Here is a 19,776-nt window from a genome sequence, read left to right on the forward strand (position 1 = left end):
CACGTCCCAGACTGGTCCCATTGGTTGGCTCCCATTGGTTGGGTTTCTTTAGGGGGTAATGAAACCCAATGGGCCGTATTCGTCGCCAACGCTTCTCGTAAAGGGACCATTAGAGGGAAACCCGTAGAGGGGGACCAACACGAAAGCGTCGAAAACAGCCCCGCAAACGCAGTCTTTCCAACCAGCGCCAGTAGACGAGCCAAGCGAAGCCGTACCAGCTCAAACCGAAGCTAACGAGCCAGAGTCAACAGAGGCGGATGGCAAGTTTTACCCATTTTCTTGGTGGAAAGCTGGCCTGTCAGCGTTTTCCTTTTAATCGGATTTACTGGCTTTAGCGCGGCCCCAGGAACCAGTCTCTTCTTTATTATCCCGTCGGCGTGGTACCTGTTAATGTCCGTCATCTATCGCGATAAGCTGCACGAACGCCGTTGGCTGTGGGCGGTGGCGTTTGCCTGCCTGATCATCTTTTGGCGGCTAAGCCTGAAGCTTGGCCAGCGCCTTGGTGATGCCCTCCTGCAGCGTGGCCCGCGACTGCTTCATCGGATGCGCAATCGCACGCAGCCCCATGTACGCAATCTGGTCCGCCGCGCGGTTGAGCGGATCGCCCGCATGGCCAAGCACGCGGCGGATTTCCACCTCGCATTCGCCCTCGACGTCGTTCCAGGCCTGCTGGAAACGCGACCGCGCACCTGACGTCACGCCGCGCCACGTCCGCCGCGAGCGCACCGCCTTCGACTGCTTATTGCGCAACTGCTCCACTGCTTCGAGCGCCGCGACCGAGTCGCTTTCAATAATCGCCTTCTTTGCACCCACCTTGAGCAGGTACTTCAGCGCCAGGGTCAGCGATTCCAGCTCGAGCTCGTCAGTACCCGCCTTAGTCTCGCGGGTGCGTAGCCGGTAGTCGCCATTGCCCGCCACGAAGCACATGGAGCCCTTGAACACGGTGTCGGAGGAGGCGTCGGTAGCAATGCGCACCGTGGCGCCCTCCGGCCATGATGACGCCTGCGAGAAGTTTGGCCACCAATGTGCCTTCGGGGTCTCTACCTGCGTGGACTCTTTCTTCCGCGGCGCCTCGCCCAACTTCTTGGCCTTACGCGCGGTCAGGCCCGCTTCTTTGCGGCGCACAGAGCTCGCGCTTTTCGACGCCCTATTTTCCTCCGCAAAGCTACCCGTCACCGTATAACCGCGCCGTTCCAGCGCCGACCGCAGCGCATTTTGCCGGCGCCCCGTGACAATCCAGACTCGGCCCTTCAGGTTCTTCGTGGCCTTCTCGAATTCGCGGATGGCAATCTCCACCACGTCGCCGCTCTTGGTCTGGCCCTTGCGTATGAAGCGCGTCTGCCTGGTGTTTACTGCGATGACCCAGCCATCAACAGTGCCGCCCGGCGCCGAGTCCCAGCGCTCGTCCCACAGTGCGATCGCCACATGGACCGGTGCGTTCACCATAGAGTCGGTGATCTTCCGGGTGCCATACGTACGGGACTGCGTGCCGGTGAGCGCGCTGAGTTCGAGCGGTTCCATCGTCTACTAGTAAACCATCTGCGCCCGACACCAAGCACAACGGACTTTTCAATCAGCCTCAAAGCGGCTCTTTAGTCCCAAAAGAACGGCGCTCCTCCTTGGTTGTTTGCGGCTGAAATGGCCTCATGATCATCATTCCGTTGGCTGCGGTGGGCGTCGACGCCGCGGGCATGGCCGCCTCCCTGGCCAAGACAGTGCTGATTCCGGTTAAAGAAAAAGTCGCGCACTAGTCTGTAATAATTCCGAGCCTGCTGCAACATACTCTATGTGAAGTATGTTCCAGCAGGCTCGTGGAGTTTTATTTGTCCGTCTTAACCTTGCCCGGCGCGCGAAAGCGGGAGTTCTCCCGGCATTTTCGCGCGCATTATCCTGCCGTCTTGGCGTTCTTACGGCGTCGCGTGCCGCAGGAGTACGCTGAGGAGCTGGCTGCCGACGTCTTCGCGCGCGCCTGGGCCAACTTCGACACCCTGACAGGGGAGAACCCGCTGCCATGGCTCTATGGCATCGCCCGCAACGTGATGCGCGAGTTCTATCGCTCGCGCCGAGAGTTCGAAAACCTCGACGACTTCGACGGCGCCCTTTCCGACGAATCCGCCGCCGTTGACTTGTCCCTCGACATCAACCGCGCCCTGCTGCAGCTTCCTTATGCCGAGCGCGAGATCCTCACTCTCTTCGCCTGGGAGGAGCTCACGCAGGCCGAGATCGCCGAGGTCCTCGGCATCACCCCTAACAACGTCCGCGTGCGCCTGCACCGCGCCCGCACCCACCTTTCCGAGCTCACCGGAGGCTACGATGACTGATCCGCTTTCCCAATTGCGCGCCGCAAATCCGGTGCCAGACGCTGCGCTTGACGACGCCGCCCTTACCCGCTCCGAGGCGGTGCTCAGCGGCATCGTCGATTCGGGGTCACGCACGCCGTGGAAGGCCGTGGCCGCGGGCGTCGGTGTCCTAGCTCTGGTGGGCGGGGTCATCCCGTTTGTGAACCACAGCGAGCCGGTCGCCGTGGCGGAGGTGCTCACGCACGCGGGCGAGGCTGCCGCCGCGCAGCCCGACGCCGCGGACAAAGGCGTGACCTCAAAGGAGTACCTCAAGCGCGTGGACACCGATGGCTCGTCTACTGCCACGACCGAGTACTCGGTGGGCGTCGACGGCACCGTGAACATCTCCTCCCAAGGCGAGCTGCCGGGGTTCGACCCGCAGCCGGCCATCCCCGCAGAAGACCTTATGGCGGCCACCGACCGCGCTGGGCTGGAAGCTCTTGCGGATCGTTTCCCCAACCGCGCCCTCGGCGCGCTGCAGCTGCTGCTGCAGCCAGGTTTGAGCAGCGAGCAGCAGAAGATTGTCTACGACATTCTGGCCGCCACCGACGGCAACGACCTGGCTTCGGCCTCGCAGGGCTCCCACAACGGCGTGGGGGAGGACGGCCTCATCAGCGTCATTCGCGACGCTGACCACGTCAGCTTCTCCATCCTTCCGGCAACCGGCCAGCTGGTCCGCGTGGTCGGTCTGGTCGGCCCCAATGTGACCACCACCGTGGAGGCCACGGCCATCTTGGGCTGCGTGTCCGTCACCGGACTGGAAGGCCCCGACAGCATTTCGCTGGCCTGCGGTGATAACAACTACCTGGTCAATGACCTTAGGTGGTCCAACTGGGGTGCCGATGAGGCCACGGCTGAGGGCACGGCCGTGGAAAACGACTGCGACCCCTTCTGCTCGGAGGGCAAGTTTAAGCAGACGCCGGTGCGGGTGGTCGTCGACAAACGTGAAGCGTGTGGCTACAACGCCAAGGTGTACTCGCGCATCCGTGTCATCTACCCGGACCACGAAGAGGCCGAGGAGATTGGCTGCGCGTAGCGGCTAGGTCAGCTGGCGGAGCGCGAACTGCCCGTACATGTCACCGAGCTCCTCGGCGGTGTACGGGCCATCGGGGCTAAACCACGTGGCCACGCCGATGCCCATGTCGATGAGCGCCCAGCAGGCAATCTTGAGGTTCTCGGCTTGGAAGCTGCCCTCGTCGACGACGTTCATCCAACGCGCCACATAGTCGCGGCGCAGCTGCAGGACCACGGATTTGTGGGGTTCTTCGAGGTTGTTGAGCTCGTTGTTGACCACGCGGACGCGCTTGGCGTGGGTGGCGTGGAAGACGACGTGTGCGCGCATCGTGGCGAGGATTTTTTCCTCGGAACCCGTGACTCCGGCGAGCGCCGCGGCGTTGGCACGTAGGAGTTCCTCCATGGCGGAGACGGTGACCTCGGCGAGCAGCTCTTGCTTGGACTTGTAGTGGTTGTAGAGGCTCGATGCCCGCATGCCCACTGCCTTTGCGATGTCTTCCATGCCGGTGCCGTGGTAGCCGCGCTGGTCAAAGAGGTCGAGGGCGGCGGTGGCGATTTGGCCGCGGCGCTTCTGGTTAGCCATGGTGGTGTGCCTTTCGCTGGGTACGTTCTCTTGACAGGCGGTGAGGCGTGTATCACAATAGCAGACTAATAGTGATTCGTTTCGGAGGCCCGCAATGTCCAATAATCTCTTTGATTCTACAACTGACTTTCTCGGCGCGTTCGACGGCATCAGTGCCCAAGACGCCGAGGTCTGGGCACGTGCTCGCTCGTTTCGTGAAGATTGCCTTCCGGTTATCAATGAGCATTGGGAGAAAAGCGAATACCCCCTCGAACTTGTGCGCCGCTTAGGCGAGCTCGACCTCATGACGGACGGCCTTGACGTTCCTGGCCACGAGTCCATGACCTCACTCGGCGCGGGTTTGGCGCTCATGGAGGTCACGCGTGCCGACGCCTCGATGGGCACTGTCGTTGCCGTGCAGGCCGGCCTGGCTATGCGCTCCATCGCGATGCTTGGCTCGGAGGAACAGCGCTCCCGCTACCTGCCAGCGATGGCGTCGTGTTCGCTGCTCGGCGCGTTTGGTCTGACGGAACCGTTGCACGGTTCTGACTCCATTGCACTGGAGACCACCGCGGTCCGCGACGGCGATTCCTGGGTTCTCAACGGCGAAAAGAAATGGATCGGCAACGGTGCTTCCGGTGGCGTGACCGTGATTTACGCCCGTATGGAGGACGGAAACGTGGGTGGCTTCATCGTTCCGCAGGACGCGCCGGGCTACTCGGCCACGGTGATTACCGGCAAGCTGTCACTGCGCGCTATCCACCAGGCGCACATCGTCTTGGAGGATTGCCGCATTCCTGCCTCCAACCGGTTGCCCGGCTGCCAAACGTTTAAGGACGTCTCCCGCGTGCTGACTGCAACGCGCATCGGCGTCTCGTGGATGGCGTTGGGCTCGGCCGTGGCTTGCTATGAAACCGCGCGCAACTACGTCATGGAGCGCGTCCAGTTCGGCCGTGAGCTGGCAAAAGCGCAGATCATCCAGCAGCGCTTGGCCAACATGGTGCTGGACCTCAACCAGATGATGCTGACCTGCCGCGAGGTTGCCGCCCGCGAGGAGGCCGGCACGCTCACCCCGCCGCAGGCTTCCGCGGCGAAGCTGCACAACACCCGCGCTGCGCGACGCATTGCTTCCGACGCCCGCGACATGCTCGGCGGCGTGGGCATCCTGCTAGAAAACGACATCGCGCGCCACTTTGCCGACATCGAGGCCATGCACACCTATGAGGGAACCGACACCGTGCAGAGCCTCATCATGGGCAAGGTCATTACGGGTTTCTCGGCCTACAAGTAGCAGCCTGCCCGCGCCCCGCTTGGCATGCGTGCCGCCTAGCGCTCTCGCACCTCGCTTGGCGCTCTCGCACCTCGCTTGGCGCTCGCTCCACCCCTTACCGGGTTTGGTCCCATTGGTTGGGTTTCTTTAGGGGGTAAAGAAACCCTTAGGAGCCATTGCGCGGGAGTCGGTTCTCGTAAAACTACCCAACCAATGGGACCGCTAGAGGAGGACCAAATCGCGGCAGCTGAAACCGCCCATTCGCCAGTAAGAGGCCAGCCGCTGAGGCACCAGCCGGCAGACGGCCTCGAAAGCGCCAACTCCCCCTAGGGAACACTGCTTCTATCTGCACAAATACAGAGTTATCCACAGGCAAAAAATTGACTCTAGACACGGGCGCACGCGCTTGGCGAACATTGTTGTATGACTCAAACACAACGACTCATTCACTTACGTCCACTGTCCAACGATCACCACGTGTGGGAGCAAATAGCCAATGGCGAGCTTCTGCGAATAGCGCCCTGGGTCGCAACCCCGCGGGATTACTTCGAGCAATTACCCACTTACGAACGCCAGCGCCTCAAAGTGATTGCCGCGGGCAAAAGCGTGCACAAAGCCATCATGATAGGAAAGTCAGCAGCCAGGCTATGGGGCCTTTGGGTCCTCCCGCCTTTCGACGAAAAGATTGAAATGGCCAGGCAGTCCAAATCTCTGCCAGTAAAGACGAAGATTCCAGCCGATTACGAATACCGCAAGACGCACCTGCCAGACAACATGATTTCCAAGCAGCTCGGCACCCGTTGCACAACTGTGGCACGAGCGTGCATCGACATCGCAAGGCACCATTCCTTCGAAGAGGGACTCGTTGCCATGGATTCGGCGCTCGCGAAGGAACTCACCACGAAGGACGAGCTGCGCCGCACGCTGATCGCCATGGGTCGCGTGCACGGTGCCCCGCAGGCGCGGAAGGCGATTGAGCACGCCATCGCGCATTCGGAATCGCCTTTCGAGTCCTACTTTCGAGGCATCGCCATCGCGGAGAAGCTGGGAGAGAAGGTGGTTGCGCAGTACTTCATTCCGCCGAACTTCCGCGCAGACACATGCATTGACGACGCCGTCGTGATCGAGATCGACGGTGCCGTCAAATACGACGGCTCGTCGTTTGGCAAGAGTGCCGAGCAAACAATCGTGGAGGAGCGACGACGCGAGAAGCTGATTCAGAACCGTGGCTTCATCGTGCTGCGATACAGCCCACGGGAGCTACTCACGGAGAGAGCCCGTGTCGTGCGGGAGGTGCGCCAGGCGCTGGAAGCTGCCCAACAGCGAGGATGGTCCCAGTCTACTGGTCCCTTTACGAGTAAGAAGGCCGGCTAAAACCCGCTAGGTGGTCCCTTTACCCCGTAAAGGGACCCAACCTATGGGACCAATCCGAAAGAATGGTTGGGACGGGCCCCGGCTGACCAGCGGCCCGACCGGTGGGGGACAGGTCCGCGGGCTAGTTGTGCAGCGGCTTACGCGTCGCCGCCATGTGCTTGGCGCGCTCGACGTTAGCGGGCAGTAACACCAGCGGCACGTCGAATTCCACCTCACGGTCGGCGAACTGGTTAAAGCTCAGCGAGCCCTCACCGGTGTACATCTGCGCCAACTTTGCTGCGATGACGTGGTCGTTTTCAGTGGCATTCTCCAGGGGCCACTCGCGGTCGAGGGCAGGGCCGGAGTAAAGGTCAATCGCGTCATCGGCAGGCGGGGCGTAGCCCTCAATGAGCGACTCCGTCTCCGCGATGGCACGCGCCAGGACGTGGTCAGGGGACATCAATACGACGTCGTCTGCCGCGAGGAAGCCCTGTTCCTTGGCCACGAAAGCGTTGGGGAAGGGCTTGGTCGAGGTGATGAAGTCGAAGGCTTTCTGGTGGTAGTCCGCCACGCCAGCTGTGCGGAGACGCTCCAGTGCGGAAATCGTGCCCGACCAGCCCGGATAGAGACCCACATTGAGCTCTGGGAAAGCCAGCTGGCTATCAGCGTGGGCTACGATTCGGTCGCAGGAAAGTGCCAGTTCTAAGCCGCCGCCCAGGGCGACACCGCGTACCGCTGCGACCACGGGAACCGGCGTGAACTTCAGCTGGCGCAGCGTGTTTGAGCCGTCCGCAATGAGCTCCTCAACGCGCTCCGCCGAGCCCGACTCGCCCGCTGCAGCAATCGAAGCCAAGTCCGCGCCCGCGCAGAACACCGGCGCATCGTTGCCCACGACCAGCGCCTGCAAGCCGTGTTCGTCTACCGCAGAAACCGCAGCACGAATGACCTCAAGAGCGGTGGTCGGCAAGGAGTTCATTGGGGTATGGAAATCCACAATGCCGATTCGTCCCGCTTCGGTTTCTAAAGCATGCACCGCGCCGGCGGGCAACGACACTATGGTCTCCAGCGCCAGCGAACGCAGACTCTCGACGCCCTCGCGGGCAGGCAGTGGCTGCAGCTTGCCGTCAGCGCTAAGCGCCTGACCGTCAGCAAAGAATCCACCGGCCTTGGCTGCCGCGTCTACCAACGCCGGCACGTCGTCACCGTAGGCGGAGGCAACCCACTCGATGCCGATGGCGTCGGCAAGCGCGAAGATGCCCTTCTTCCAGCCGAAGCCGAGGGTGAGGCCGTCGTCGATAAGCCCGACGTGCGCGGCGATTTCCGGCGCTACCTCGCAGCAATAGCGCAGCGTATCGAGGAAAACCGCGCGGGCAAAGCGGCCGCCCGGGCTGTCGGTCTCCATGACCTTGAGCGGGTCCTTGAGACCGATAACTGGATCGTCGGGCTGAGCGCGCGGGACGTATTCAAACGAGTCGTTGATGACCTCGTCGCGCCCGCGGTAGAAGCCGCCTTCGCCAGTGCGCCCGGTCAAACCGCGCTCGACCAGACCCGCGATGAAAGCATCCTCGCCGAGTGGAACCTTCAACATTGGGTCGTCGGCAGGTAGTGCGGTTTCTAATGAGTTCCAGATGGGCCCCACCAGCTGCAAACCGATGTAGTCCAAAAGCCCGAAGATACCGGTGCGGGGGATGCCGAAGGCGCGGCCGAAGGAGGCGTCGGCAAGCTCGTAGCTCACGCCATTCTCGCGCGCACGGGCGACGCCGGCTGCCATCCAGTAGCAACCCACGCGGTTGGCAATAAAGCCTGGGGTATCGCGGCACTCGAGCGCAATCTTGCCTAGGGTTTGTTCGATGGTCGAGCGCAGCGTGGCCTCGGTCTCGCCGGAAGCGATGAACTCGACCAAGCGCATGACCTTGGGCGGATTGAAAAAGTGGGTGATGGCGAAGCGCTCCTGGCGTGCGACCGGAACGCCGTCCTTGAGGCGAGCGAGCGGGAGGGTGGAGGTATTCGAGCTGAGAATCGCTGAAGGCTTCAGATGCGGCTCGATGGCTTGGTACAAGGAGTGCTTGGCTCCCAGGTCCTCGAAGATAGCCTCGATGATCCAATCGCGGTCTTCTAACAACGCATAGTCGGCGGAAGCGCGCACGCGTTCGGTGTCTTGGGGGAGATAAAAGCCGCGGCGCTTCAACTGTATATCGACGCCTTTCTGCGCGGACTCGGCGTTTTGATCGAGCAGGACGACGTCGAGGCCCGCCGACGCGCACAGCGCCGCGATGCCCGAGCCCATGGAACCCGCGCCGATGACGGCAACCTTGGTGATTGACATTTACTTCGCTCCTTCGTTTTCTATGATCAGCGTGATGCCTTGCCCGCCGCCGATACACATGGTGACCAGTCCATATCGCTTGTTCAGCCGGCGCAGTGCATAAGCCAAGCGGGTGACAAGTATGACGCCGGTGGCGCCAACTGGGTGGCCGTGGGCGACGGCGCCGCCGTAGATGTTCGTTATAGCCGGGGCGAAACCAAGCTCGTCCTGCACCGCGATGGCCTGGGCAGCAAAGGCTTCGTTGGACTCGATGAGGTCGATATCGTCCAGCTTCAGACCGGCCTTTTTCAGGGCTTTTGGCACCGCGGCGATGGGGCCTAAGCCCATGCGGGTGGGGTCGACGCCTGCGATGGACCAGCTGACGATCTTCGCCAGAGGCTTTAGTGAACGCGCCGCCAGCTCCTCTTGGCCTGCGAGCACCACTGCGGCCGCGCCGTCGTTAATGCCGGAGGCATTGCCTGCGGTTACGGTTCCGTCCTTGGCAAAGGCCGGCTTGAGACGCGCCAGCTTGTCGACGCTCGTTTCCCTCACGTGTTCATCAAAATCCAGGTCGCCTACGGGGACCAGTTCCTCGGCTTGGATGTTTTCTGCTTGCGCCGCCGCGGCGCGGCTCTGCGATTCGGCGGCGAACTCGTCCTGGCGCTCGCGGCTAATACTGTAGTCACGGGCAATATTTTCTGCCGTTACGCCCATGTGGCCTGTCCCGAAAGGACAGGACAGCGCGCCGGTGAGCCAGTCGTAGAGTTTGCCGTCACCCATCTTCTTGCCGCTGCGCATTCCGTCGACGGAATAGGGTGCCTGGCTCATGGACTCGACGCCGGCGACTAGGGCGGTGGTGCCGTCACCAGCTTGCAGAAGCTGGGCCGCGGAGATAATTGCCTGGACACCTGAGCCGCACAAACGGTTGACTCCGAGCGCGGTTGAGGAGTCCGGCATTCCGACGCCGAGGGCTATTTTGCGGCCGATGTAGAGATCGCTCGGAACTACCGGCAGGACGTTGGAAGCCACTGTCGTATCGATGTCTGCGGCCGGAATTCCCGAACGGTCAATCGCTTCGCGGGAAGCGAGCGTGCCGAGTTCCGTCAGTGATAGACGAGAGAGACTGCCACCGAACTTACCGATGGGCAAGCGTGCCGCGCTGGCGATGTAGACGTTCTTGGTCATGTGTAGCCCCTAGGAATACGAATCACTATTAGTTAAAAGTGAATCCTAGGTCACAATTTTGGATTGTGCAATGGTGCATCGGAAATAAAGTTGGTGGGCTGGGGTAGAGGGGGTATCTGCCTATAGGGCTGTGAACTGCAGATTTAGAGTGAATGACCGTTTTTCTTTCCAAATTGTTCAACAACGCCTTAAGATGATGCGCATCACATAACGGTGCGACCCGCGTCACGAAAGGACAGCCTAGTGAGTGCTGAAACAGCTGTAGCCGTCAAAAACCCGCCCAAGGGTATTGGTGCCATGGCCGGCGCCATGTTCCTCATGGCCACTTCCTCCATCGGTCCAGGCTTTTTGACCCAGACCTCCGTCTTTACCGTCCAGATGGGCGCGGCCTTCGCCTTCGCCATTTTGTTGAGCATCGTCGTGGATATCGCGATTCAGCTCAACGTGTGGCGTGTCTTGTGCGTCTCCGGCATGCGTGCCAACGAACTGGGCAACACCGTTCTGCCAGGCCTCGGCTGGTTCCTTGCGGTGCTCGTCTTCTTGGGCGGCATCGTCTTCAATATCGGCAACATCGCCGGCACGGGTCTTGGCCTTAACGCGATGCTTGGCATCGATGCCCGAATCGGCGGCGTCATCGCAGCGGCGATTGCCGTCTTCGTCTTCCTGTCCAAGCGCGCCGGCATCGCGCTTGACCGCTTGGTGGCTGCCCTCGGCGCCATCATGATTCTGCTCATGCTCTACGTTGCCATCGTCTCCCAGCCACCAGTAGGCGAGGCGCTCAAAAACACTGTGATGCCAGAAGAGATTGACTTCTTCGTCATCACCACGCTGATCGGCGGTACAGTCGGCGGCTACATCACCTTCGCCGGTGCACACCGCCTCATCGACAGTGGAATGTCTGGTAGCGAGCACATCAAGAACATCACCACTACCTCCGTCATGGGCGTCATCATCACCGGCATCATGCGTGTGCTGCTCTTCCTGGCGGTCCTCGGCGTCGTCAGTACTGGCGTAGCACTGTCTGAGGACAACACCGCGGCAGATGCGTTCCGTCAGGCGGCCGGCGAGTTCGGCCTGCGTGCCTTCGGCGTGGTGCTCTTTGCGGCAGGCCTGTCCTCGGTCATCGGTGCGTCCTATACCTCGATCTCCTTCGTGACCACACAGAAGGTTGCCCCACGTACCCGCAACTTCCTGACCGTTGGTTTCATTGCGGTCTGCACCTTGCTTTTCCTGCTTCTAAACTCCGCTCCGCAGAAGCTGCTGATTTTCGCCGGCGCATTCAACGGCATCATCTTGCCTATCGCGTTTGCGATGGTGATGTGGGTTGCTTACCGACGCCGCGACCTCCTCGGCGATTCCAAGTACCCCACCTGGTTGCTGGTGCTGGGCACCTTGGCCCTGCTCCTAGAGTTCTACATCGGTTTCAACTCTTTCTCCGGAATCATGAAACTTTGGGCTTAAGGGCCATAGCCGATGTCTTACACAGCGCACCCTTCCTCGATGCAGCCCGCTAACGTACGGGCGCATGCACGGCAGAATCAGATGGTGACCACGGCAGGTTTCGCTGACGGCTTCATGCAGGCGAACCTGCTCGCCGTGCCGCAGGAATACGCATTCGACTTCCTGCTGTTTGCCCAGCGTAATCCGAAGGCGTGCCCGATTGTGGGCGTATTGGAGGCAGGCCAATACAGCTCGGAACTGCTCGCCGGTGGCGACATCCGCACTGACATTCCGGGCTACCGCATCTTCCGCGACGGTGAGCTGACCGATTCCGTGGAAGACGCCACCGAGTTCTGGACTGAGGACATGGTTGCGTTCCTCATCGGCTGCTCGTTCACTTTTGAGTCGGCACTGCAGGAAAATGGCATCACGCTGGCCCATATCGAGCAAAGGCGCAACGTCGCGATGTACCGCACGAACATCGCGACTGTGCCGGCAGGCATTTTCAGCGGACCGCTGGTGGTCTCCATGCGGCCGATTCCCGCAGATCAGGTTGCCGACGCCGTGCGCATTACCTCGCGTTACCCGTCGGTGCACGGGGCGCCGGTGCATGTGGGCAACCCTGAGGCTATTGGCATTGAGGATCTTTCGCGGCCTGACTTCGGCGACGCCGTGGACATCCCAGAGGGGCACATCCCGGTGTTCTGGGCATGCGGCGTGACACCACAAGCAGTGGTGATGAACTCGAAGCCGCGCTTGGCGATTACCCACCAGCCCGGCAAGATGCTCGTCACCGACGCGCGTGACGTGGACTACCAGGTGCCTTAAGCCCGGTCTGCGGCTGCGCTTGCGGCTTCCTCCGCAACTGCTACGACCGGCCGCGCGGTTTGGTCCCATTGGTTGGGTTTCATTGGTTGGGTTTCTTTACGAGTGGCCGGTGCCGGAAAACTCGGCTTACTGGTCCCTTTACCCCACAAAGGGACCCAACCTATGGGACCAAACCGCAATGGGGGCAGGGAAGCCGCCCCGCCAAGCCACCCCAAGCTAGATGACCGCGAGCATCTTCTCGCAGGTGCGCAGCAGGCTGTCGTGCAAGAGCGCGGCAGCTTCTTCGCGTTTTCCTTCGGCAACGAGCTGGGACAAGCGAATGTTTCCCTCAATGTGCTCAGCATGCAAGGTGGGGTAACGCGGGATGACGAGCAAGAAGCTCAGCCGCATCCGTGCGAGCAGGTTGTTCATCTGCTCGTTAAGCGTCGGGGATTTAAGCGACGCCACCAGCGTGCGGTGAAAACGCTGGTTGATGTTGGATACTTCTTGGTCCTCACCGCGGTCCTGCGCGGCGCGAGCAGAAGTGACAAGCTCAATCAACGCTGCTGGGTCGGCGAATTCGCCCCACAGCACACCGGATGGCTCGATAGCGGCGCGTGCGATGAACAGGTCGCGCACGTAATCGGCATCCGGCGTCGCAATGAAGACGCCTCGGTTAGGGATGCGCTCCACGAGGCGCTGCGCAGCGAGCTCTGTGAAGGCCTCGCGGAGAGTATTGCGGGAACAAGAGAAGCGCTCAGCGGCTTTCACCTCGCTGAGCTGTTGGCCAGGCATGAACTCGCCGGCCGAGATGCCATCGCGAATTTTCGACGCCACGGACTGAGAAAGCATGCCAGACAGCTTAACTCATTGGGCGCGGAGGTCGCTCGAAAAAGAAGGTCACGGCCATTAGTCGATAGTCGCGATGACCTTCGACGGATCCAAGCGGTCGCCTTCCTTGGCCAACAGCTTGATGGTGCCGCCGCGTGGAGCCTTTACAACAGATTCCATCTTCATAGCCTCGATGGTGGCGATGTCATCGCCTTCTTCGACGGTGTCGCCGTCGGCGACGTTCCAGGCCACGAGGTTGGCGTCGTAAGGCGCGGTGACAGCACCCTCCGTGCTGCCGCCCTCACCGGCAGATGCTGCGTTGCCTGCCGTGCCAGATGGTGCAGCGCCGGCAGCCACACCGGAAAGCAGACGCTCTGGCAGACCAACGCTAACCAGCTTGCCGTCGATTTCGATGGCCACCTGGGTGCGCTTGGCATAGATGGCTTCCACCGGCGCGATGTGGCTCGTAGCCTCTGCAGAAGGGCGGTAGTTGTGGTCCAACCAGTCGGTGTAGATGCCGGCTTGTGCCTCAGCATCGCCGTGATCGGCCAAGACCTGGGAGGAGACCATGTCGCGGTGGAAAGGCAGGACGGTGCGCACGCCTTCGATATCGAACTCCTCGAGCGCGTGCTTTGCACGAGCCAGGGCGATCTCACGAGTTGGGCCCCACACCAGCAGCTTGGCAATCAGTGAGTCGTAATAAGGCGGCACGATGGAGCCGGAGCGCACGCCGGCGTCAACGCGGATGCCAGGGCCCGTCGGCGGCTCAAAGCGCACGATGGTGCCAGGGCATGGCGCAAAGCCGTTCAGGATGTCCTCGGCGTTGATGCGGAATTCGAAAGCGTGGCCGGTGGATTCCGGATCAGTCGAGATGGAAAGTGGCTCACCCGCTGCGATGCGGAACTGCTCCGCGATGATGTCCACGCCGGTCACGACCTCAGTGACTGGGTGCTCAACCTGCACACGGGTGTTGACCTCGAGGAAGGAGATGGTGCCGTCCTCAGAAACGATGTACTCCACGGTGCCGGCACCGGTATACCCCACCTTGGCGCAGATGGCGCGTGCGCCTTCGTGGATGCCCTTGCGCTGTTCGTCGCTAAGCGCTGGGGCAGGGGCTTCCTCGATGAGCTTCTGGAAGCGGCGCTGCGTGGAGCAATCGCGGGTGCCGAGCACGGCGACGTTGCCGTGGGTATCGGCGAGGATTTGCGCCTCGACGTGGCGTGGGTGAGTCAGGAACTTCTCCACGTAGCACTCTGCGCGGCCGAAGGCTTCCTTAGCCTCGCGGCCTGCAGAGTTGAAAGCTGCCTCAATGTCTTCCAAGTTTTCCACGACCTTTAGGCCGCGTCCACCGCCACCATATGCAGCTTTGATGGCAATCGGTAGACCGTGCTTTTCGGCGAAGGCCCGGGCCTCCTGCCAGTCATCAATCGGATCCGAGGTGCCTGGTGCCAGAGGAGCGCCGACCTCCTCGGCCACGCGGCGGGCCGCAATTTTGTCACCGAGCAGCTCGATGGATTCTGGGGTTGGGCCGATCCAGGTCAGGCCCGCACTGGCGACGGCGCGGGCAAAGTCAGCGTTTTCAGAAAGGAAGCCATAGCCCGGGTGGATGGCATCGGCGCCGGCGCGAACCGCAATGTCCAGCAATGCCGGGACATTCATATAGGTATCGGCCGCGGTGTTGCCAGGCAGGGCGTAGGCCTCGTCGGCCACGCGGGTATGCAGGGCGCCTGCGTCTGCCTCGGAGTAGATGGCGATGGAGCGAATGCCCAGATCTCGGGCGGCGCGAGCGATGCGGACGGCGATTTCGCCGCGGTTTGCAATAAGGACTGCAGAAATCATGATTAACCTTTAAATAGTTGTAGCGAGTTCGAAGCGGACCGTGGCTCCCGGTGGAAGCTGTGCGGCGATATCAATGTCCTCTTCGAGGACGGTGGCAATAACGGGGTAGCCGCCGGTGACGGCGTGGTCACGCAGGAAGACTACCGGCTCACCCGATGGCGGAACCTGGACGGAGCCGGCGACCATTCCTTCGCTCGGGAGCTCGCCGGAGCGCGCCCGTGACAAGGTCGCATCGTCGCTGGCCCTAAGGCGCAGGCCGACGCGGTTGGACTGTGGAGTAACTTCCCATTCGGTATTTAAGAATTTCTCGAGGGATTCCTTGGTGAACCAGTCATCACGCGGACCCAGCACGCAGCGCAGCACGCCCTCGGTCTGTCCCCGGGACCCTTCGGTTACGCGCAGCGGGTTCGTTAGCTGCGCGTCGGTCATGGCGGTAGAACGCGGCAACACGCCGATGATGTCGCCTAGGCGCACCGGCGCCGGGCCCAGCCCGGAGAGCACGTCGGTGGACGCGGAGCTCAACTCGCTATCGGCCACGATGCCGCCGCGGATGGCGATGTACGAGCGCATGCCGAAGGTGGCGGGCTCGACGCGCACGGTGGAACCCGCGGTAACTAGTACGGGGCGCGCGAGGTGCACCGGCATCTCCTCGAGGACCACGCGGGCCTGGGCGCCGGTGACGCAAATGACGGTATCAGTTAGGGCACGCAGGCGAATGCCGCCGATGTTTTCCAGCACCGTCGCACCGCGCGGGTTGCCCACCGCGACGTTGGCGGTGGCCGCTGCTGCCTGGTCAGCCGCGCCCGAAGGGGTAACGCCTAAGTTGCCACGACCCGGGCGGCCTTGGTCCTGGAAGAGGGTGACAAGGCCTGGGTCGATGACTTCCATGCGTGGCAGGCGCGCCGGGGTACGGCGGCCAAACGGGGTGGTGGACACGATGTCTGGCAGGGAGCTGACGGCACGGTAGCGCACGCGGTCGCCGGGCTGCACCAGCGCCGGCGGCTGCGCATCCGATTCCCACATCGGGGTCGAGGTGGTGCCTAGCAGCTGCCAGCCGCCGGGGGAGACGCGCGGGTAGACCGCGGAGAAGTTACCGGCGATGCCTACCGCACCATTCGGCACCGCGGTACGCGGGGTAGAGCGACGCGGGATGTCGACGCCGCGGGAGGCATCTGCCGGGGTGCAATACGTAAAGCCTGGGGCAAAGCCGCCGAAGGCAGCAAGCCACTCGGTTGAGGTATGCCAGTCGATAAGCCCCTCGCGAGACATACCGAGTAGGTCGGTAGCTTCGTCCAGATCCGCGCCGTCGTAAAGCACGTCGATCTCCACCAAGCGTGGCTCCTCCACGGAGCGTGCGGAAGGGCGGAAATCCTCCAAGAGCTCGGCGGCGGCATGCGCCGAGTTTGGGGTATTAAAGGTGAGCAATAGGGTAGTCGCTGCGGCAATCGCATCGACTTGGTCTTTCAGTGGCTGCGCAGTAAGTGCCTCGTGCCAGGTCATGACCTGGGAAAGATCATCCAACTCCACGAGCAACGCGCGGGTTCCTACGGGGTGAATGTGCATTAGATAAAGCTCCGGATCTCAATGCCACGGGCATCCAGCTCGGCTACCACGCCGCGTAGCATCTCCACGGCGCCCGGGGAGTCGCCGTGGGTGCAAACGGACTGCGCATCTACGCTAAGGACGCTGCCGTCGATGGCGGTGATGGCGCCGGTTTCTGCCACCTCGAGCACGCGCTTTACGACGTCGTCTGCCGAGTGCAGCACAGCATTGTCCTGCGTGCGCGAGACCAGGGTGCCGTCGGGGTTGTAGTTGCGGTCGGCGAAGGCCTCGCGGATTACAGTCAGGCCGCGTTCCTCGGCGACGTCGACTGCCACGCCGCCCGGCAGCAGCATGACCGGGATATCTCCAAAGGCCTTGATGCCGTCGATGACTGCCTTGGCCTGGGCCTCGTGGTGAACGATGGCGTTGTACATCGCGCCGTGCGGCTTGACGTAGCTCACGCGAGTGCCGTGTGCGCGGGCCAGCGCCTCAAGCGCGCCGATTTGATAGGTGACTTCGTCTGCCAACTCAGCCGGGTTGTAGTCGATGAAGCGACGGCCGAACGCGGCCGGGTCGTTGTAACCCACGTGTGCACCAACGACGACGCCTGCCTCTTTAGCTGCGTGGACGGTGCCGGCGATGGAGTGTGGGTCACCCGCGTGGAAGCCGGTGGCGACGTTGGCAGAGGAGACCAGCTTGAGCATCGCTGCGTCGTCTGCGACTGGATTGCCTGCGGTGGTCTCGCCGAGGTCGGCATTGAGATCAATAAAGAGCTGGCTCATACACTCAAATCCCCTTTTAAAATTGTTCAACAATCTATAGGCGGACAGCGTATCGTGCGTCACGCCACTTTGTGAAGTAGGACGCCATTTTTGAGGAAGAGCGGGGGTAGTCACGCTGTATCGATGTGCGTGACTACCCCCCGATGATGACGGTGGTGGGGTTGGCGGGGGATGCGGCGTCAAGAGTGCGTTCTCTGCAACCGGTGACCGGGCAGGCATAAGGTGAGATCTATGACGCAGCTGTTTGAATCTTTGGAAACGTATCTGGAAAAGACGAAGACGCAGCGTGAGGAGCTTTATAAGTGGTTCCACCAGCACCCGGAGCTCTCGCTGCAGGAAGCCGAAACCAAGGCACGGATTATCAAAGAGCTGGAGGCGCTTGGCGACGTCGAGGTAGTCGACGTCGGAGCCGGCGTCGTCGGAATCCTGCGCAACGGCGCTGGCCAAACCGTGGCGATGCGTGCCGATTTCGACGGCTTGCCAGTGAAGGAAGCCTCCGGCGTGGACTATGCCTCCACTGCAACGCAGATCTCCGCTAAGACGGGCGCGGAAGTTCCGGTCGGGCACATGTGCGGCCACGACATGCACACCACGTGGCTTTTGACCACCATCTCTTATCTGGCGGAAAACCGCGAGCAGTGGTCCGGCACTTTCGAAGCAGTCTTCCAGCCCGCCGAGGAGATCGCTGAAGGCGGCAAGGACATGGTTGCGGCGGGAATCACGGGCAAGATTCCAGTCCCCGATGTCATGCTGGGCCAGCACGTCATGGGTGCATTGCCACTGGGCCATGTTGCGACCAACGAGGGCATTAGCTTCTCCCAGGCTTCCACTGTGAAAGTAACTGTGCGCGGCGTCGGCTCGCATGGTTCCATGCCGGAGAAGGGCGTCGACCCAATCGTGCTTTCGTCCTCAATCATCATGCAGCTGCAGACAATTATCTCCCGTGAGCTACCGGCCAGCGAGCGCGCGGTGGTCTCCGTGGGCACAATCCACGGCGGCACGAAGTCCAACGTGATTCCGGATAAAGTCGTGTTCGAGCTCAATACCCGCTGCTACTCGCAGGAAGTCGAAGACCACATCCATGCCTCGATCGAGCGCATTGTGAACAATCAGGCCGCCGCGGCGGGCGCGCCGGAGCCTTCCTTTGAATACTCCGAACGCTTCCCGGTGCTGGACAATGACCGCGATGTAACTGCCAAGGTCACCGAGTCTATGCAGACCTTGTTGGGGGAGGAGCGCACGGAGACCTTCGCGCCTTTATCGGCCTCTGAGGATTTCCCGGATATCCCGAATGCCTTTGGCACACCGTATTGTTTCTGGGTCGTCGGCGGCTTCTCAGATCCGGAGAATGCACCGGGCAATCACTCTCCGCAGTTCGTCCCTGAGCTGCACCCCACCCTGGAAGCAGGTGCGGAGGCCACGGTTGCTGCGCTTTGCCCTTGGCTGGCGGTTTAAGGAAGCTGCGCTTTTAGATCCGGGTAGGAAGGCTGGGCGCCGCGGCTCAGCGCGGCGAAGGCGCCGACGCGGGCGGCGTGATGGGCGGTGTCGGTAAGCGTGGCCCCTTGTAGGAGCTTCGCCACGAGCGCGCCTGTGAACGCGTCGCCAGCGCCCGTTGTGTCCACCGCTTTGATCTGTGGGGTGGGAATCGGCGTGGTGCCCTCGGCATCCGCCACGATGGCCCCGTGCGGTCCAAGCGTTAACACCACCGCGGCAAAGCCTTCGGCGCGCAGGCATTCTACGAGTTCCTCTGGTTCATCGCCCGGCGTCTGTGCCCCCAGTTGCTTGAGCACCAACCCCGCCTCGTGTTCGTTAACCACGAGTGGGTCTGCCTGTAGGAGCGCCTGCTTATCGACGTCCACCACCGGCGCCAGGTTCACCACCACGCGGGCGCCTACCGCGCGTGCGAGTTCGACCGCCTTCTGGAATCCTGCGGCGGGAATCTCGCCCTGTAGCAGCACCAAGTCCGCCTTGTGCATTGCCCGCGCGTGCTGTTGAACGAACTCAGCGTCTACCCGCGCATTCGCGCCGGGGACCACGACGATGGTGTTCTCGCCATCGGCTGCGACCTCGATTACCGCAAGGCCCGTGGTGGTGGAATCGAGGTGTTCGACGTGGCTGAGATCGACGCCCGATGCTTCTAGCAGTTCCATGACTGGGCCTGCGTACGCATCATCGCCGACTGCGCCCACGAATGAGACACTGGCGCCTTGGCGTGCCGCAGCTACCGCTTGGTTTGCGCCCTTGCCGCCGGCGAGGATGTCGCCGCCACCGCCTATCAATGTCTCGCCCGGGGTGGGGTGGCGTTCCACGCTAATCATCAAGTCGGCGTTGATCGAGCCGACGACTACGCATCGCGGCTGTTTTGTAGTCATGGAGTTTCCTTTGCGTTTGTGCCTTTGTGTGCTCCCTTGTGTGGTCCACTCTAAGAGTCCGCGTCCAGGCTTGGGGTGGCGCAAGGGCGCAATTTGCCAAATATTGGGGTGATTTCGGGAAGTTTTGGCGCCTTG

At 61.9% G+C, this 19,776-nt stretch carries 16 protein-coding genes; 7 read left to right on the forward strand and 9 right to left on the reverse strand.

Going from position 1 to position 19,776, the window contains the following annotated elements; genetic code table 11:
• Positions 1-474: 474 nt before the first annotated feature.
• A complete protein-coding gene (locus HMPREF3155_RS01300) occupies positions 475-1,521 on the reverse strand; it encodes a ribonuclease HI (protein WP_062035736.1) in 1,047 nt (348 codons plus the stop codon).
• Positions 1,522-1,811: 290 nt separating this feature from the next.
• On the opposite strand from HMPREF3155_RS01300, the gene HMPREF3155_RS01305 reads away from it, so the two are divergent.
• A complete protein-coding gene (locus HMPREF3155_RS01305) occupies positions 1,812-2,321 on the forward strand; it encodes an RNA polymerase sigma factor (RefSeq protein WP_256374600.1) in 510 nt (169 codons plus the stop codon).
• The gene (locus HMPREF3155_RS01310; protein WP_062035734.1) at positions 2,314-3,375 is read left to right on the forward strand and encodes a hypothetical protein; all 1,062 of its coding nucleotides are present in this window, start codon (positions 2,314-2,316) and stop codon (positions 3,373-3,375) included. The genes HMPREF3155_RS01305 and HMPREF3155_RS01310 overlap by 8 nt, the downstream gene beginning before the upstream one ends.
• A 3-nt stretch (positions 3,376-3,378) precedes the next feature.
• Here the strand turns inward: HMPREF3155_RS01310 and HMPREF3155_RS01315 are convergent, their stop codons facing one another.
• Positions 3,379-3,936 (reverse strand): TetR/AcrR family transcriptional regulator, encoded by a 558-nt coding sequence (locus HMPREF3155_RS01315; RefSeq protein ID WP_062035733.1) that lies wholly within the window; start codon positions 3,934-3,936, stop codon positions 3,379-3,381.
• A 94-nt stretch (positions 3,937-4,030) separates the two neighbouring features.
• Here HMPREF3155_RS01315 and HMPREF3155_RS01320 point away from each other — a divergent pair, with 94 nt between their 5' ends.
• Positions 4,031-5,206 (forward strand): acyl-CoA dehydrogenase family protein, encoded by a 1,176-nt coding sequence (locus HMPREF3155_RS01320; RefSeq protein ID WP_070432380.1) that lies wholly within the window; start codon positions 4,031-4,033, stop codon positions 5,204-5,206.
• Positions 5,207-5,608: 402 nt separating this feature from the next.
• On the forward strand, positions 5,609-6,559 hold the full coding sequence (locus tag HMPREF3155_RS01325; RefSeq protein WP_070455539.1) for a DUF559 domain-containing protein: 951 nt from the start codon (positions 5,609-5,611) through the stop codon (positions 6,557-6,559).
• A 121-nt stretch (positions 6,560-6,680) separates the two neighbouring features.
• Here HMPREF3155_RS01325 and HMPREF3155_RS13405 read toward each other — a convergent pair whose 3' ends face one another.
• Both HMPREF3155_RS13405 and HMPREF3155_RS01335 read right to left on the reverse strand, forming a co-directional pair.
• Positions 6,681-8,864 (reverse strand): 3-hydroxyacyl-CoA dehydrogenase/enoyl-CoA hydratase family protein, encoded by a 2,184-nt coding sequence (locus tag HMPREF3155_RS13405; protein WP_070432382.1) that lies wholly within the window; start codon positions 8,862-8,864, stop codon positions 6,681-6,683.
• Positions 8,865-10,028, reverse strand: coding sequence for a thiolase family protein (locus HMPREF3155_RS01335; protein ID WP_070432383.1), 1,164 nt, complete (start codon positions 10,026-10,028; stop codon positions 8,865-8,867).
• A 297-nt stretch (positions 10,029-10,325) separates the two neighbouring features.
• Here HMPREF3155_RS01335 and HMPREF3155_RS01340 point away from each other — a divergent pair, with 297 nt between their 5' ends.
• Both HMPREF3155_RS01340 and HMPREF3155_RS01345 read left to right on the forward strand, forming a co-directional pair.
• Positions 10,326-11,489: an NRAMP family divalent metal transporter gene (locus tag HMPREF3155_RS01340; protein WP_096336535.1), complete on the forward strand. Its 1,164-nt coding sequence runs from the start codon at positions 10,326-10,328 to the stop codon at positions 11,487-11,489.
• Positions 11,490-11,501: 12 nt separating this feature from the next.
• A complete protein-coding gene (locus HMPREF3155_RS01345; RefSeq protein WP_070432385.1) occupies positions 11,502-12,296 on the forward strand; it encodes a putative hydro-lyase in 795 nt (264 codons plus the stop codon).
• Between the two features lie 216 nt (positions 12,297-12,512).
• Here the strand turns inward: HMPREF3155_RS01345 and HMPREF3155_RS01350 are convergent, their stop codons facing one another.
• The 4 genes from HMPREF3155_RS01350 to HMPREF3155_RS01365 are packed head-to-tail and all read right to left on the reverse strand — an operon-like array spanning position 12,513 to position 17,269.
• Complete coding sequence (locus tag HMPREF3155_RS01350) at positions 12,513-13,127, reverse strand: GntR family transcriptional regulator (RefSeq protein WP_070432386.1); 615 nt, start codon at positions 13,125-13,127, stop codon at positions 12,513-12,515.
• A gap of 57 nt (positions 13,128-13,184) precedes the next feature.
• Complete coding sequence (locus HMPREF3155_RS01355) at positions 13,185-14,945, reverse strand: acetyl/propionyl/methylcrotonyl-CoA carboxylase subunit alpha (protein ID WP_070432387.1); 1,761 nt, start codon at positions 14,943-14,945, stop codon at positions 13,185-13,187.
• 9 nt (positions 14,946-14,954) lie between these two features.
• On the reverse strand, positions 14,955-16,508 hold the full coding sequence (locus HMPREF3155_RS01360) for a 5-oxoprolinase subunit B/C family protein (protein WP_070432388.1): 1,554 nt from the start codon (positions 16,506-16,508) through the stop codon (positions 14,955-14,957).
• Positions 16,508-17,269 carry a LamB/YcsF family protein gene (locus HMPREF3155_RS01365; RefSeq protein ID WP_070432389.1) on the reverse strand — a complete coding sequence of 254 codons (762 nt, stop codon included), beginning with the start codon at positions 17,267-17,269 and terminating at the stop codon, positions 16,508-16,510. The genes HMPREF3155_RS01360 and HMPREF3155_RS01365 overlap by 1 nt, the downstream gene beginning before the upstream one ends.
• A 231-nt stretch (positions 17,270-17,500) precedes the next feature.
• On the opposite strand from HMPREF3155_RS01365, the gene HMPREF3155_RS01370 reads away from it, so the two are divergent.
• Complete coding sequence (locus HMPREF3155_RS01370; RefSeq protein ID WP_070432390.1) at positions 17,501-18,724, forward strand: amidohydrolase; 1,224 nt, start codon at positions 17,501-17,503, stop codon at positions 18,722-18,724.
• Here HMPREF3155_RS01370 and HMPREF3155_RS01375 read toward each other — a convergent pair.
• On the reverse strand, positions 18,721-19,641 hold the full coding sequence (locus tag HMPREF3155_RS01375) for a ribokinase (RefSeq protein ID WP_070432391.1): 921 nt from the start codon (positions 19,639-19,641) through the stop codon (positions 18,721-18,723). The two genes, HMPREF3155_RS01370 and HMPREF3155_RS01375, sit on opposite strands and share 4 nt — an antisense overlap.
• Positions 19,642-19,776 lie beyond the last annotated feature (135 nt).

Source organism: Corynebacterium sp. HMSC06D04, assembly GCF_001807315.1.
GTDB lineage: Bacteria > Actinomycetota > Actinomycetes > Mycobacteriales > Mycobacteriaceae > Corynebacterium > Corynebacterium simulans.